General features: G+C 70.4%; 13 protein-coding genes, 2 pseudogenes and 1 riboswitch. Of the genes and pseudogenes, 14 read left to right on the top strand and 1 reads right to left on the bottom strand.

Going from position 1 to position 13,740, the window contains the following annotated elements; translation table 11 throughout:
- Positions 1 to 667, bottom strand: a pseudogene (locus R6V09_RS29920) (hypothetical protein); the annotation flags it as partial.
- A gap of 206 nt (positions 668 to 873) precedes the next feature.
- A riboswitch (cobalamin riboswitch) is annotated at positions 874 to 947 on the top strand.
- A 57-nt stretch (positions 948 to 1,004) separates the two neighbouring features.
- On the opposite strand from R6V09_RS29920, the gene R6V09_RS29925 reads away from it, so the two are divergent.
- From R6V09_RS29925 to R6V09_RS29990, 14 genes and pseudogenes are all read left to right on the top strand, one after another.
- Complete coding sequence (locus tag R6V09_RS29925; protein WP_381239240.1) at positions 1,005 to 1,220, top strand: CbtB domain-containing protein; 216 nt, start codon at positions 1,005 to 1,007, stop codon at positions 1,218 to 1,220.
- A 36-nt stretch (positions 1,221 to 1,256) separates the two neighbouring features.
- Entirely contained in the window at positions 1,257 to 2,123 is an 867-nt protein-coding gene (locus R6V09_RS29930) for a CbtA family protein (protein ID WP_317884572.1), read from the top strand.
- A gap of 189 nt (positions 2,124 to 2,312) precedes the next feature.
- Positions 2,313 to 3,556 (top strand): annotated as a pseudogene (locus R6V09_RS29935) (heavy metal translocating P-type ATPase); the annotation flags it as partial.
- Between the two features lie 134 nt (positions 3,557 to 3,690).
- Positions 3,691 to 4,371, top strand: a complete 681-nt coding sequence (locus tag R6V09_RS29940; RefSeq protein ID WP_317884573.1) for a hypothetical protein — start codon at positions 3,691 to 3,693, stop codon at positions 4,369 to 4,371.
- Between the two features lie 213 nt (positions 4,372 to 4,584).
- The gene (locus R6V09_RS29945) at positions 4,585 to 5,193 is read left to right on the top strand and encodes a sigma-70 family RNA polymerase sigma factor (RefSeq protein WP_317884574.1); all 609 of its coding nucleotides are present in this window, start codon (positions 4,585 to 4,587) and stop codon (positions 5,191 to 5,193) included.
- 192 nt (positions 5,194 to 5,385) lie between these two features.
- Positions 5,386 to 6,138 (top strand): aspartyl/asparaginyl beta-hydroxylase domain-containing protein, encoded by a 753-nt coding sequence (locus tag R6V09_RS29950; RefSeq protein WP_317884575.1) that lies wholly within the window; start codon positions 5,386 to 5,388, stop codon positions 6,136 to 6,138.
- A gap of 74 nt (positions 6,139 to 6,212) precedes the next feature.
- The gene (locus R6V09_RS29955; protein ID WP_317884576.1) at positions 6,213 to 7,583 is read left to right on the top strand and encodes an MFS transporter; all 1,371 of its coding nucleotides are present in this window, start codon (positions 6,213 to 6,215) and stop codon (positions 7,581 to 7,583) included.
- 79 nt (positions 7,584 to 7,662) lie between these two features.
- On the top strand, positions 7,663 to 8,772 hold the full coding sequence (locus tag R6V09_RS29960) for a beta-ketoacyl-ACP synthase III (RefSeq protein ID WP_317884577.1): 1,110 nt from the start codon (positions 7,663 to 7,665) through the stop codon (positions 8,770 to 8,772).
- Entirely contained in the window at positions 8,769 to 9,008 is a 240-nt protein-coding gene (locus R6V09_RS29965) for an acyl carrier protein (protein WP_317884578.1), read from the top strand. Before R6V09_RS29960 ends, R6V09_RS29965 begins: the two co-directional genes overlap by 4 nt.
- A 48-nt stretch (positions 9,009 to 9,056) precedes the next feature.
- The gene (gene scoE / locus R6V09_RS29970; RefSeq protein ID WP_317884579.1) at positions 9,057 to 9,947 is read left to right on the top strand and encodes a (3R)-3-[(carboxymethyl)amino]fatty acid oxygenase/decarboxylase; all 891 of its coding nucleotides are present in this window, start codon (positions 9,057 to 9,059) and stop codon (positions 9,945 to 9,947) included.
- Complete coding sequence (scoD, locus tag R6V09_RS29975) at positions 9,944 to 10,495, top strand: (2E)-enoyl-ACP glycyltransferase (protein WP_317884580.1); 552 nt, start codon at positions 9,944 to 9,946, stop codon at positions 10,493 to 10,495. Before scoE ends, scoD begins: the two co-directional genes overlap by 4 nt.
- 17 nt (positions 10,496 to 10,512) lie before the next feature.
- On the top strand, positions 10,513 to 12,099 hold the full coding sequence (locus R6V09_RS29980) for a fatty acid--CoA ligase (protein WP_317884581.1): 1,587 nt from the start codon (positions 10,513 to 10,515) through the stop codon (positions 12,097 to 12,099).
- Positions 12,100 to 12,124: 25 nt separating this feature from the next.
- Entirely contained in the window at positions 12,125 to 12,370 is a 246-nt protein-coding gene (locus tag R6V09_RS29985) for a phosphopantetheine-binding protein (protein WP_317884582.1), read from the top strand.
- Positions 12,367 to 13,740, top strand: a 1,374-nt coding sequence (locus R6V09_RS29990) for a condensation domain-containing protein (protein WP_317884583.1), incomplete at its 3' end; no start/stop codon positions are given. The genes R6V09_RS29985 and R6V09_RS29990, both read left to right, overlap by 4 nt.

Genomic DNA, 13,740 nt, shown 5'->3' on the forward strand with positions numbered 1-13,740 from the left:
CCGGCTGCTCCGGCCTGTGCGTGCCTGGCGGGACTTGCCCGGCCGCCTCCGACCTGGCACTGGCCGGAGCGGTGGACCGGTTCGCCGCCGCTCCCGAGACCTGGACGGGTGTGTCCTGTTCCTCGGCCAGGCGGCCGATCAACTGGACGAGTTCCTCGACGGGCCTGCCGGCCGCGGCCCGTACCGCCTCCTCGCCGCAGTGCGGCTCCAGCGGAGCCCGGTGCAGCAGGGCCATCAGCCGGGTGACGTCCTCCACGGGCCGGGATTCGGCCGCCGCGCGGATCGTCTCGTCGGCGGAGTCGGGATGGCGTGGTGGCTGTGTCAGCAGGGTCACCAGGCGCGTCACGTCCTCCACGGACCGGTCCACACCGATCGCCCGCAGGGCGTCGACGGTGGCCTGCGCGTACTTCGGTGACTGCTCCAGCAAGGTGATGAGCTGGAGGACCTCTTCCAGGGGCCGGTCGGCGACGGCGGCATGCACCAGGCTGTGCATCGGATCGACGTACTCACCCTCGGGGCCGGGCTGCGCGGGACCCTCCTGCGACGGACGTGTTGTCGGCGGCGATCCGTCGGCGGGCCCTCCGTCGGAGAGTGCGAGCGGGTGGACTGCGCTGCCGTGAGGTATTTCGGGTTGGTCCGGGCTGGGCGGGAAAGAGCGGGTGGTCATGCTCGGCTCCATGAAGAGGCTGATGCTGCTATCGCCCCCCGAAGCGCGATGAACCAGCTGATCCTGTCCAGTAGTAAGCGGCTGCCGTCCGCGCCGCCACGCGGATGCGCCACCCGTGTGACGCCCACAGGTCGCTCATCCCGGCACAGGCCTGATTGACGGTCCGGAGCGACCCGCCGTACTCTCCCCCTGTAGTGAAGGCATAAGGAAGCTGGTGGAATTCCAGCACGGTCGCGCCACTGTGAGCCCGCCGCCGGAAGGTGGTGGGCGAGTCAGACACTGAACCCTCACTCGCCCGTACACGCAAGGGACGCACGATCCCGAAGGAGGGCTCACCTTGAGCAGCATTTCCACATCCCGTCCGGTGTCCACGCCGGTTGTCCTGCCGATCTCGAAGTCGATCGTCTGGCTGGTCGGCACCGCGCTGATCGCGCTGGCCGTCTACTACTTCATCGGCGTCGACCAGGGCGCCGTGTCGGTGTTCGGGAACGACATGCACGTCCACGAGTTCGTCCACGACGCCCGCCACTTCCTCGGCTTCCCCTGCCACTGACCCTCCGCCGGCACCTGGACGTACGGACAACTCGACATGGAAAAGAAGCTCATACTGCGCGGCGTGCTCGCCGGCGCAGTCGCGGGCCTGCTCGCCTTCGTGTTCGCGCGGATCTTCGCCGAACCACAGATCGCGAAAGCGATCGACTACGAGAGCGGTCGTGACGCCGCCCAGAACGCCCTGGACAAGGCCGCCGGGCTGCCCGTCGAGGGCGCGGATCCCGACCTGTTCAGCCGCACCATCCAAGCCAATGTGGGCATCGGCGTCGGCATGGTCTTCTTCGGTATGGCGATGGGCGCGCTGTTCGCCGTCGCCTACACCGTCTGCCTCGGCCGCACCGGCGGTCTGCGGGCGCGCAACCTGGCGCTTCTCGTCGCCGGCGGCGGCTTCCTCGGCATGTACCTGGTGCCGTTCCTGAAATACCCGGCCAACCCGCCCGCGATCGGCCACGAAGAGACCATCCAGCAGCGCAGCGCCCTGTACCTGATCATGATCGTGTGCTCCGTCGCCTTCCTCGCGGGCGCCGTCTACCTCGGCAAGCGGCTCCAGGCACGCTTCGGCAACTGGAACGCCACTCTCCTGGCCGGTGCCGCGTTCGTCGTCGCGATCGGGATCGTCATGCTGCTCCTGCCGCAGCTCGGCCATCTCTCGTACAACAAGGCCAACTTCGGCAACCAGGCCACCGAGACGCCGCTGCCGCTGAAGGACTCGAAGGGCACCATCGTCTACCCGGGCTTCCCGGCCGACGTGCTCTTCAATTTCCGCTTCTACTCCGTCGCCGCGCAACTCGTCCTCTGGACGGCCCTCGGCCTGATCTTCGCTCCACTCGCCGAACGTCTCCTCCAGCCCGCGCGCTCCGACTCCACCACCCCGTCACAGGAGCCGGACCCCGTTCCGGCGTGACCGACTCCCCATGGCGAGCGCGGTGATCGAGAAGATCACCGCGCTCGGTCCGTTTTCCGCCATTGGGTGAACTCGGCGGCCTCACGGGATGAAGCAACCTGTGACCTACGTCATGGCTGGGCACCGGAACTCGGCCCTTCGCCCTGCCGACTACTGGAGCGAAAGGGCTTCAACTGCCGTGCTTCGCAGGACACCCAACTCGCTCGGATCACAAGGCTGGTCACCGACGCGCAGGCGGGCAAGGCCCGGGCACAGCGGTTGGCCGACGCGGTGGCCGGAGTCTTCGTACCCGTCGTGCTGAGCATCGCGGTGGCCGTCCTCGGGTTCTGGCTCGGAGCCGGCGCCGACCCGCAGGCGTCGCTCACCGCCTGCGTGGCCGTCCTCGTGGTGGCCTGCCCGTCCGCGCTGGGTCTGGCCACCTGGACACGGTCCTGCTGGACAAGACTGGCACCTGACTTCAGGCCGCATGAGCGTCGCCCAAGTCACCACGCTGCCCGGCGAGTTGGGGCAGGATGCGGTGCTGCGGCTGGCCGGGGCGGTGGAACAGGGGTCCGAGCATCCGCTCGGCCGGGCGATCGCCGCGTACGCGCGCCGCTCGGGGGGGAGAGGAACCGCCGCCCCCGGTGCGGGATTTCATGGCCACAACGGGGCAGGGTGTCAAGGGCCTGGTGGAGGGCCGAACGGTCGAAGTCGTCGTGCCCGACGGCGAGTTGCCCCACGTGCTGGCCGAGGCCCTGGCGACGGCCGAGCACGCCGCGCACACGGCCGTCCTCGTGCGCGTCGACGGCCGCGCCGAAGCGCTGATCGCCGTCGGAGACCTTGTACGTCCCGGTAGTCACCATGCCGTAGACCAGCTTCGGAGCCTCGGCATCCGGCCCGTACTCGCCACCGGCGACCGCGAGGCGCCCGCGCAGGCGGTGGCCGACGCCCTCGGCATCGAGGACGTGCACGCCCGTTGCTCTCCGGCGGACAAGGCCGCTCTGGTGCGGCAGTTGCAGCAGGAGGGCTACCGGGTCGCGATCGTCGGTGACGGCGTGAACGACGCCGCCGCGCTCGCCTGCGCCGACCTGGGCATCGCCATGGGCACCGGCACGGACGTGGCCATCGGGGCCGCCGACCTGACGCTGGTGCGCGGGGACATCGAGGCGCTCGCCGACGCCGTACGGCTGGCCCGGCGCACCCTCGGAACGATCCGCGCCAACCTGGTGTGGGCCTTCGGCTACAACGTCGTCACCGTGCCGCTCGCGATGGTCGGGCTGCTCAACCCCATGATCGCCGCCGCCGCGATGTCCGCCGGCTCCGTGCTGGTGGTGTGCAACAGCTTGCGGCTGCGTGCCTGGCGACCCGCGCGAGGACGCGGTCGCGGGGCCAGGTCACCGCACCCCGTGCCCCCGGTGGCGTCGCCCTCTCCCGGCACCGTCTCGCTCCAGTAGTCGTCCCGAACCGCCATCGAGTTCCCGGAGTTGTCGTGTGACATGAGTCACTGCATCCGCGGTGAGTCGAGGACCCGGTGTGCGCCCGTACCCCCTGATGAGGATCGGACGTCGGGTGCAAAGATGGGCGCGCTATGACTGTCGGAGGGTGGTGCCGCACGCTGCGGGCGGGTGTGTTCGCCGCCGTCTGCGTGCTGCTCGCCGCCCTCGGCCACGTGATGATGTCCGGCGCTCCCGTCCCTTGGTGGACCATGGGCGCCGGTGCCGCCGCGACCGGCACGGCCGGCTGGTTCCTGGCCGGCCGTGAGCGCGGGCGCGGGCTGATCGTCACGGTGGTGGTCGCCGCCCAGACGGCGCTCCACGAGACCTTCTCCCTGGGCCAGACCCTGATGCCCGGGAGCGGTACCGCGTCGGCCGACATGGGCGGCACGGACATGAGTTCCTCGGGCTCCATGTCCATGGACGCCATGGACATGAGCGGCATGGCACAGATGGCTCGCGGCTCGGCCGACATGGGGCACGCGCACACCATGACGGGCAGCGCCTCGTTCGGCATGCTCGCCGCCCACCTCGTCGCCGCGGTCCTGTGCGGGCTGTGGCTCGCCCACGGCGAACGCGCCGTCTTCCGCGTCCTGCGGGCGGCGGCAGCACGGCTGGCCGCACCCCTGCGGTTGCTGCTGGCGCTGCCGGTACCGGCCGGCCGTCCGTCCGTGCGCAGGCGCCGCACCGTCGAGTACCGGTCGTCCCTGGCCCGCTTCCTTCTCTGCTACTCCATCACCTCTCGGGGACCGCCCACGGGCGCCGCTGTCATCTGAGACAGCCGGATCCACCGGGGGCTCTCCCGCACTTCGTCATGCCGCGTCGCGGCACGGAACTTCCCAGGGCCGCACACCACTTCGTGCGGTCCGACGAGCGCGCGCCGGGCCCCGGGCATCGCCGTACCCATCGCGTACGGCCGCACCCCATGTGCCGGAGAGCCGTGCCCCATCGCGGGACGTCGGCCCCGGACGACCCGAGAAGGACACCACGTGATCACTTCTGTGCTGCCCGCTCCCCACCGGGCGGAGCGTGCCGCGGCGGACGCCTCCGCCACCGCCTGGGCACTGGCCGCCCGAAACGGCGATCCCCACGCGACCGAGTACTTCGTCCGTGCGCTCCACGGCGACGTACTGCGCTACGTCGCCCATCTCAGCGGCGACCCCCAGACCGCGCACGATCTGACTCAGGACACGTTCGTACGGGCCCTCGACAGCCTGCCGGGTTTCGAGGGGCGCGCCTCGGCCCGCACCTGGTTGCTGTCCATCGCCCGCCGCGCGGTGGCCGACAGCTTCCGCCGGGCCGCGGTCCGCCCACGCCTCGCCGACGCGCACGACTGGCAACTGGCCCTGGAACGTGCCCAGCCCTGCGACCTGCCTGGTTTCGAGGACGGCATCGCGCTCCTCGACCTGCTGGAGACGCTGCCCGTCGAGCGCCGTGAGGCGTTCGTACTGACCCAGGTGGTCGGTCTGTCGTACGACGAGGCGGCACGCTTCACCGGCTGCCCCGTCGGCACGATCCGCTCCAGGGTGGCCCGGGCGAGGACCACCCTGGAACGCCTGCTGCGCGAAGCCGAGACCGAGGCCGTCCAGATCGCGTGACGTGAAGGCCGGCGCCTCCTGGCAGGCGCCGGCCCGACCACTGAGGTGGGCGAGAGCACAGGAGGCGATCCAACTCCCTTTCTCCGAAGCCGAGTTCATGGAAATTCCCGGGAACTCAGCCGGCCCTACTCCCGACTACTAGTGCGACGGCTCGACCACGCGCCCGGTCACGACACCAGTCAGGAGGCCCATGTGACGCCAGAGATCGAGGACGCCTTCGCGGCGGTCAGAACCGCGCACGGCGCGGACGCGATCACCCGCGTCGAGCGGATGCTGGAGCCCGACGGGGTCGTGCCACGGCACGCGCTCCAGAAGGGCGCCAAGTGGATCCTTCCGGGACTGTCCGCGACCCCGTGGCATGACCCCTACGCCTATCCCGAACTGCTACCGGTGGTCGAAGCGCTGGAATCGGCCCACTCGGCCGTCAAAGAAGAACTGAACTCCGCCTGGAGGGCCAGCCGTGAAGCGTTCTCCGACTACGAGCACTACCTGACCCGGCAGGACAACTGGCAGGCCCTGTACCTCTACCGGAATGGAAACCTGGTCGAAGAATCGGCCGCCACTGTGCCCACCGCGTACAGGGTGCTCAAAGAGTTCGCCGTCGACACCGGGACCATATGTCCGCTACTGGAATCCCATTTCTCCACACTGCTGCCCGGGGCTTCCATCACCCCGCATTGCGATCTGTGGAACTTCAGTATCAACCTGCACCTCGCCGTCGACATTCCGGACGGGTGCGGCATCACCGTGGCAGGTCAGGCCCGTACCTGGCGGGAAGGCCGCTGTCTGCTCTTCGACTACTCCTTCGAGCACGAGGCGCGCAATGCCGGGAACCGACCGCGGACCTGCTTGCTCATCGACCTGTGGCACCCGGAGACGACGCTCCCCGAACGGCAGGCTCTCGTCGCTCTCATAACGGAGATAAGGCGCCTGATGGGGGCGTAGCACATTCCGGAAACCGATGTTCGCAAACCTTCATTGCTGTTCTCAAGCCTTCATTTCCGAGGAGGGATCGACTGATGCACGCCCGGCTGTCCCTGCTCGTGCTGGCGCTGGCCCAGCTGGTCATCGCGCTCGACTACAACATCGTCTATGTGGCGCTTCCTGAGATAGGCGCGGGCCTCGGCTTCTCCGCCCATGACCTGCAATGGGTGGTGAGCGCCTATGTCGTGACGACGGGCGGCTTCCTCCTGCTGGGCGGTCGGGCCGCGGACCTGCTCGGCCGCCGCCGGACGTTCGTCGCGGCGGCGCTGACCTATGCGGGCTCCTCCCTGGCGGGAGGGTTCGCGGACAATCCCGGAGCGCTCGTCGCCGTCCGGGCCGTCCAGGGCATCGGCGGATCGCTGCTGTTCCCGGCCACCCTCTCCCTGATCAACACGATCTACGAGGAAGGGCCCGCCCGGAACCGCGCCCTGGCGGTATGGGGCGCGGCGGGGGCCGGCGGCCTGTGCTTCGGATCCCTGCTCGGCGGTGTGCTCGTAGAAGCGTTCGGCTGGCCGTCGGTGTTCTTCGTGAACGTCCCCGTCGCGGTGGGCATCGCCTGGGCGGGACGGACACTGTTCCCCGCGGACGGTCCGCGTACGGCCACCCGGCGGTTCGACGTGACGGGCGCCCTCGCCGCGACCGGCGGCATCACCCTCCTGGTCCTCCTGCTGGTACACGCCCCCGAAGCGGGCTGGACCAGCACGCCCGCCCTGGTGAGCGCCGGTCTCTCGCTGACCCTGCTGGCCTGCTTCGCCGTCGTCGAGACCCGGTCGCGTGACCCGCTCGTCCCCGCCCGGCTTTTCGCCCACCGCGGCCTGGCCGCAGCGATGGCGGTCACCGCGCTCTACAGCGCCACCTTCAGCTCACTGCCGTACTTCCTGACCCTCTACTTCCAGACCGTCCGCGGCTACAGCGCGTTCGCGACCGGCCTCGCCTTCCTCGTCCCCGCCGTGGTGACCGCGATCGGCACCCAGATCGGCGTACGCGCGGTGGCACTGATCGGTGTGCGCCGCATGCTGATCGCCGGCATGGCCCTGGGTGCGGCCGGAGCCGTCGCGCTCGGACTCGCCCTCACCGGCGAGGGCTCGTATCCGCTGCTGCTGCCCGGGATCGTGCTGCTGGGTCTCGGCCAGGGGGCCGCGTGGACCGGCATGTGGATCGTCGCCGCGTCGGGGGTCGCGCCCGAGGACCAGGGCGTGGCGTCGGGGCTGGCCTCCACGAGCCTTCAAGTGGGCGGCGCGGTGGGCCTCGCGCTGCTCGTGGCGCTCGCGGGCGGCGCGGGACAAGGCCCCCCGGAAGAAGCCCTGTTGAGCGGGATCCGGATCGCCGTGTTCGCCATAGCAGCCGGTATCGGCGGCGGAGTGCTGCTGACCTTCGCCCTGCGCAGAACGGCTCCGGCCGGATAGGGCCGAGTCCGCACCTCGACATCTCCGGGCCCGACGGCCCGTCATCCCCGTACCGCACCGCACACTCAGGAGGACCGCTGTGCCCGAACACACCTCCAGCCCGTCCGCTCCGGCCGCCGTCCTGTGCGGAGTGGCCGGTTGGGTGCCGCCCCGCGTCGTCACCAACGACGAACTCGCCGAACGGCTGGACACCGACGACACCTGGATCCGCACCCGCACCGGGATCCGCCGTCGCCACATCGCCGAGCCCGGCCAGGCCACCTCGGACCTGGCCGTCGAGGCCGGACGACTGGCCCTGCGCAACGCCGGGTTCGACCCGGTCGGCACGGATGCCACGGGAACGGATCCGGTCGACGCGGTGATCGTCACCACGACCACCCCCGACCGCCCCTGCCCGGCCACGGCACCCGCGGTCGCCGCGCGACTCGGCCTGAAACGGGCGGCGGCGTTCGACGTCGGCGCGGTGTGCACCGGATTCGTCTACGGCCTCGCCACAGCGGCCGGGCTGATCGCCTCCGGCGTAGCGGCGCGGGTCCTGCTGATCGGCGCCGACACCTACTCCACCATCGTGGACCCGTTGGACCGGGCCAACGCGATCATCTTCGGAGACGGCGCCGGAGCCGTCATCCTGCGCGCCGGGGACAACGACGAACCGGGAGCCGTCGGCCACTTCGACCTCGGCAGCGACGGCACGCACGAGGACCTGATCCTGGTCGCCGCCGGAGGCTCCCGACGGCGCTCCGTCGACGGCGAACCCACCCGGGCGGAACGGCACTTCGCGATGCGCGGCAACGAGGTCTACCGGCACGCGGTGACCCGGATGGCCGCCTCCGCCCGCGCCACTCTGAGCGGCGCCGGCTGGAAGACCGACGACGTCGACCACTTCGTGCCCCACCAGGCCAACCTGCGCATCCTCCACTCCGTCGCCGACGACCTCGGCCTGCCCCGGGAACGCTGTGTCGCCAACATCGACGCCGTGGGCAACACCGGTGCCGCCTCCATCCCGCTCGCCCTCGCCGACGCCGCCGCCCGGCGCGTGATCCGCCCCGGCGACAGGCTCCTGCTCACCGCCTTCGGCGGCGGACTCACCTGGGGCTCCTGCCTGCTGACCTGGCCCCGACTGCCGCCGCCCACCCACCCCCACGACCCCCTCGTCCCGTACGGCAAAGGAGCTGACGCCCCGTCATGAGCACTGTCACCTATGACCAGTTGGTCGAGATCCTCGCGAGACTCCACGACACCCCGGCCGACCGGTTCACGCCCGAGGCGACCTTCGCTGACCTCGACGTCGACTCGCTGACGATGGTCGAGATCGGCATCCGTATCGAGCGCGACCTCGGCGTCACCGTCCACGACAGCGAACTGCGACCCACCCTCACCCTCGCGGGCACGGCGGCGCTGATCGACGCCAGACAGGCCGCCTGAACCACCCCGCCCCCGCCACGACACCACCCACACGAAGGGCACCCTCACGTGAAGATCACCGACCAGCCCGGCACGTTCCTCGGCGCGAGCGTCGAGGGCTTCGACCACGCCACCGCCTCCGACGCCGACGTCGAGACGCTCAAGCGGACCGTCTACACGAAGAAGATCGCGGTCCTGAAGGGCCAGGATCTGACCCCCGAGCAGTTCCTGGCGCTCGGCGCGCGCCTCGGCCGCCCCGAGACGTACTACGAGCCCATGTACCAGCACCCGGAGGTCCCGGAGATATTCGTCTCCTCCAACGTCCCGGAGAACGGCAGGCAGATAGGCGTGCCGAAGACCGGCAAGTTCTGGCACGCCGACTACCAGTTCATGCCCGACCCCTTCGGCATCACGCTGATCTACCCCCAGGTCGTCCCGGAGAAGAACCGCGGCACGTACTTCATCGACATGGCCCGCGCCCACGCGAAGCTGCCCGCCGAGCTGAAGGAGGAGATCGACGGCACCTTCTGCCGGCACTCCGTGCGCAAGTACTTCAAGATCCGCCCGCACGACGTCTACCGCCCGATCTCCGAGGTCATCGAGGAGGTCGAGACCAAGACCCCGGCCGTCCGCCAGCCCACCACCTTCACCCACCCCCTCACCGGCGAGACCGTCCTCTACATCAGCGAGGGCTTCACCGTCGGCATCGAGGACACGGACGGCAATCCGCTCGACGAGGAACTCCTCAAGCGCCTGTTCGACGCCACGGGCCAGCTCGACGACACCTTCGAGCACGACAACATCCACCTGCAGGGCTTCGAGAAGGGCGACCTGCTGGTCTGGGACAACCGCAGCCTCATCCACCGCGCCCGCCACACCACCACCCCCGAGCCGACCGTCTCGTACCGCGTCACCGTCCACGACGACCGCAAGCTGCACGACGGGATCCGGGCCGCGTGAGCGCGCCCACCGCCGACCGCACCGGGACCGCCCCGCCACAGTGCTCGTACCGCACGGACGAGGAACTGCTGGCCCGCGTGCTCGTGCCCTACAAGGCCCACTGCAAATACCTGCGGAGCGCCCTCGTCACCGCCGGAGCCGGACTCGCCTCGGCCCACTGCGAGTTCGCGATACCGGAATCCTGCTACATCGACAACACCGGACACCTGAACTCGGTCGAGGCCAACATCGCCTACAACCAGATGATGTATTACCTGGTCGCCAAGTCCGTGCGGGAAGGACTCCTGACCGGGTTCGAGACCTGGACCCTGGACGACTTCTGGCGCCACCAGCTCCCGGACATCCTCATCGCCCGCTTCGCCGGCACCTTCCGCCGCCCGGTCAACCCCCGTTCCTTCCAAGGGGAGTTGGCCTTCCACTCCATCACCCGGCGCGCCCCCGGCGACAGCAGCCCCTTCCTGCACGCCGAGACGTCGTACCGCTACTGGGACGCCGACGGCGGCCGAAGCCACGGCGAGGCGACCCTCGCCTTCGTCAACATCCCCTGAACACCGAAGGACTGCCCATGGAGACGTCCACGGCGACACAGCCGCCGGCGGCCGACCGGATCCACCAGCCCGAACTGCGCACCCTCGTCCAGACCGCCCGCTTCCACGCCGAGCGCCGACCCGACACCCCCGCCGTGCGCTGCGAGGACCGCAGCCTGACGTACGGCGATCTGCACCGGGAGAGCAACCGCATCGCCCACGCCCTCCGGGCCGCCGGACTCGCACCGGGCGACCGGGTCGCGTACCTCGGCAAGGAGTCCGAGCACTACTACGAGATCCTCTTCGGCTGCGCCAAGAGCGGCACCGTGCTCGTGCCCGTCAACTGGCGGCTCACCGCACCCGAGGTCAGCCACATCCTCCAGGACTCCGGCACCCGACTCCTCTTCCTGGAGGACGAGTTCGGGTCGGTCGTGGAGGGCATGCCGACCGCGCCACCCGAAACGGTCGTACCGCTGGGGGAGTTGGAGCTGTGGCGTCAGCAACACCCCCTCCACGAAACGGAGTTCGACCCGACCCCCGACACTCCCGTCGCCCAGCTCTACACCAGCGGCACCACCGGCCTGCCGAAAGGCGTCGTGCTCGCGCACCGCAGCTTCTTCGCGATCCGCGACGCCCTGGCGAGCAAGGGACTCGACTGGATCGACTGGCGCTCCGGCGACATCGCCCTGGTCGGCATTCCGGGCTTCCACGTCGGCGGTCTGTGGTGGGCCACCCAGAACTTCAACGCGGGCACCACGATCGTCGCGATGCGCGCCTTCGCCGCCCGCCCGGCCGTCGACCTCATCCGCGACCTCGGCATCACCACGGCCTGTGTCGTCCCGGCCATGCTCCGCATGATGCTCACCGAACCCGGCGTCGGCGCCGAGGACTTCAGCACACTCCGCAAGACCGTCTACGGCGGCTCCCCGATCTCCGAGGCGCTGCTGGAGGAGAGCCTCGCCGTACTGGACTGCGAATTCGCCCAGATCTACGGTCTGACCGAGACCGGCAACACCGCCGTCTGCCTGCCACCCGCCGACCACGTCCCCGGCGGCCCCCGCATGCAGGCCGCCGGCCACCCCTACCCCGGCGTGCGCTCCAAGGTGATCGACGGCCAGGGCCGCGAACTCCCGCCGGGCCAGGTCGGCGAGGTGTGCCTGCACACCCCCGCCCGCATGGTCGAGTACTGGGGGCTGCCCGACAAGACGGCGGAGACCCTTGTCGACGGCTGGATCCACACCGGCGACGCAGGTCACGTCGACGAGGACGGCTACGTCTTCATCCGCGACCGCATCAAGGACGCCGTACTCGTCGCCGGAGAGAACGTCTACCCGGCCGAGATCGAGAACGTCCTGGAAGGCCACCCCGGCGTGGCCGAGGCGGTCGTCGTCGGGGCCCCCGACGAGCGGTGGGGCGAGTACGTGCACGCCTTCGTCGTCCCGGTCGCGGGCCACGAGCCCAGCCCCCGGGACCTGCACACCCACCTCGTCCCGCGACTGGCGGCCTTCAAGCTGCCCGCCCGCTACGAGTTCATCGACAGCGTGCCGCGCAACCCCAGCGGCAAGATCCTCCGCCGCGAACTGCGCGACCGCTTCTGGACCGACCGCGCACGCAAGGTCAACTGACGGTTCCCACCGGAGAGATGACGACATGACCGCTTCCCTCACACTGGACGGCTTCCGCGCGGACCTGGCGGAGCTCCTGTACCAGCGACCCGACGACATCGACCTCGAAGAGCACCCCCTCTCCGCGGGACTGGACTCCCTGCGCATCACCACCCTCCTGGAACGGTGGCGGGAGACCGGCGTGGACGTGACCTTCCTCGAACTCGCCGAGTGCACCTCGTTCGCCCAGTGGTGGCAACTCCTCTCCGCACGGCGGGAGTTGGCCCCATGACCGCACGCCACCCACTGCTGGCCGCCCAGGAAGGCATCTGGACCGGCCAGCAGCTCGACGCGGACAGCCCCGCCTACAACACCGCCGAATACGTACGCATCGACGGTCCCGTGGACACGGTCGTCCTCGACACCGCCCTGCACCACGTCGTCGCCGAGACCGAGGCGCTCAACGCCACCTTCGTCACCGACGACACCGGCCGCCCCTGGCAGCTCGACACCCCGGCTGGCGAGTGGCGCACCCACATCGCCGACCTCACCGCCGAGCCCGATCCCCACGCCGCGGCCCTGGCCTGGATGGACCAGGACATGGCCCGCCCCGTCGACCTCACCCGCGGCCCGGTCTTCGGCCACGCCCTGCTCAGGACCGGGCCGGAGCAGTACCTCTGGTACCACCGAGTCCACCACATCGCCCTCGACGGCTACGGCCTCTCGCTGGTGGCCCGCCGCGTGGCCCAGGTCTACACGGCCCTCGTGGCCGGAGAACCCGTTCCGGACAGTGGCTTCGGCACCCTGGAGTCCGTCCGCGCCGAGGAGTCGGCCCACCGCGAGTCCGCCCGCCACACCGAGGACCGCGCGTACTGGACCGACCGCTACGCCGACCGCCCGCCGGTGGCGAGCCCTGCCGGTCGCTCCGCCCTGCCCGCCCGCACGTTCCACCGCCACGTCACCGACCTCGACGCCGACTGGTCCGCCACCCTGCGTACGGTCGCCCGCGACCTGTCGGTGACGTGGTCCGAGGTGGTGCTGGCGGCAACTGCCGCTCACCTGCACGGGGTTACCGGCGCCCCGGAGATCGTCCTGAGCCTGCCCGCGATGGGCCGCCTCGGCTCGGTCTCCTTGCGTGTCCCCTGCATGGTGCGCAACATCCTGCCCCTGCGCGTGCCCGTCGCCCCCGACGACACCCTGCGCGACCTGGCGACCCGTGTCTCCCGCGAACTGCGCGCCGGACTGCCCCACCAGCGTTACCGCTACGAGCAGTTGCGGCGCGACCTGAAACTGGTGGGCGGCCGGCGCCGGCTGTCCGGGCCGGGCGTGAACATCATGCCGTTCGCGTACGACCTGCGGTTCGCCGGCCACCGCAGCACCGTCCACAACGTGTCCGCGGGACCGGTCGACGACCTGGCCGTGAACGTCTACGACCGCTCCGACGGCACCGGCCTGCGCATTGCCGTGGACGCCAACCCCGGCCTGTACACGAAGAGCGAGGTGATCGGATTCCAGGAAGGCCTGCTCGCTCTCTTCGACCGGGCGGTCACCGCCCCCGACCGCCCACTGCGGGAACTGGCGGGCACCCCCGCCGCCGCAGCCGTACGGGTCCTGGACGGCGGCCCGCTGCCCGCTCCCGCCCGCCCGGTGCTGAACCTGATC

The sequence above is a fragment of the Streptomyces sp. W16 genome, assembly GCF_033194735.1.
Lineage (GTDB): Bacteria > Actinomycetota > Actinomycetes > Streptomycetales > Streptomycetaceae > Streptomyces.

Coding starts and splice junctions, on each gene's coding strand:
- R6V09_RS29930 (WP_317884572.1), top strand. CDS start 1,257: ATGGAAAAGAAGCTCATACTGCGCGGCGTGCTCGCCGGCGCAGTCGCG.
- R6V09_RS29940 (WP_317884573.1), top strand. CDS start 3,691: ATGACTGTCGGAGGGTGGTGCCGCACGCTGCGGGCGGGTGTGTTCGCC.
- R6V09_RS29955 (WP_317884576.1), top strand. CDS start 6,213: ATGCACGCCCGGCTGTCCCTGCTCGTGCTGGCGCTGGCCCAGCTGGTC.
- R6V09_RS29965 (WP_317884578.1), top strand. CDS start 8,769: ATGAGCACTGTCACCTATGACCAGTTGGTCGAGATCCTCGCGAGACTC.
- R6V09_RS29980 (WP_317884581.1), top strand. CDS start 10,513: ATGGAGACGTCCACGGCGACACAGCCGCCGGCGGCCGACCGGATCCAC.
- R6V09_RS29985 (WP_317884582.1), top strand. CDS start 12,125: ATGACCGCTTCCCTCACACTGGACGGCTTCCGCGCGGACCTGGCGGAG.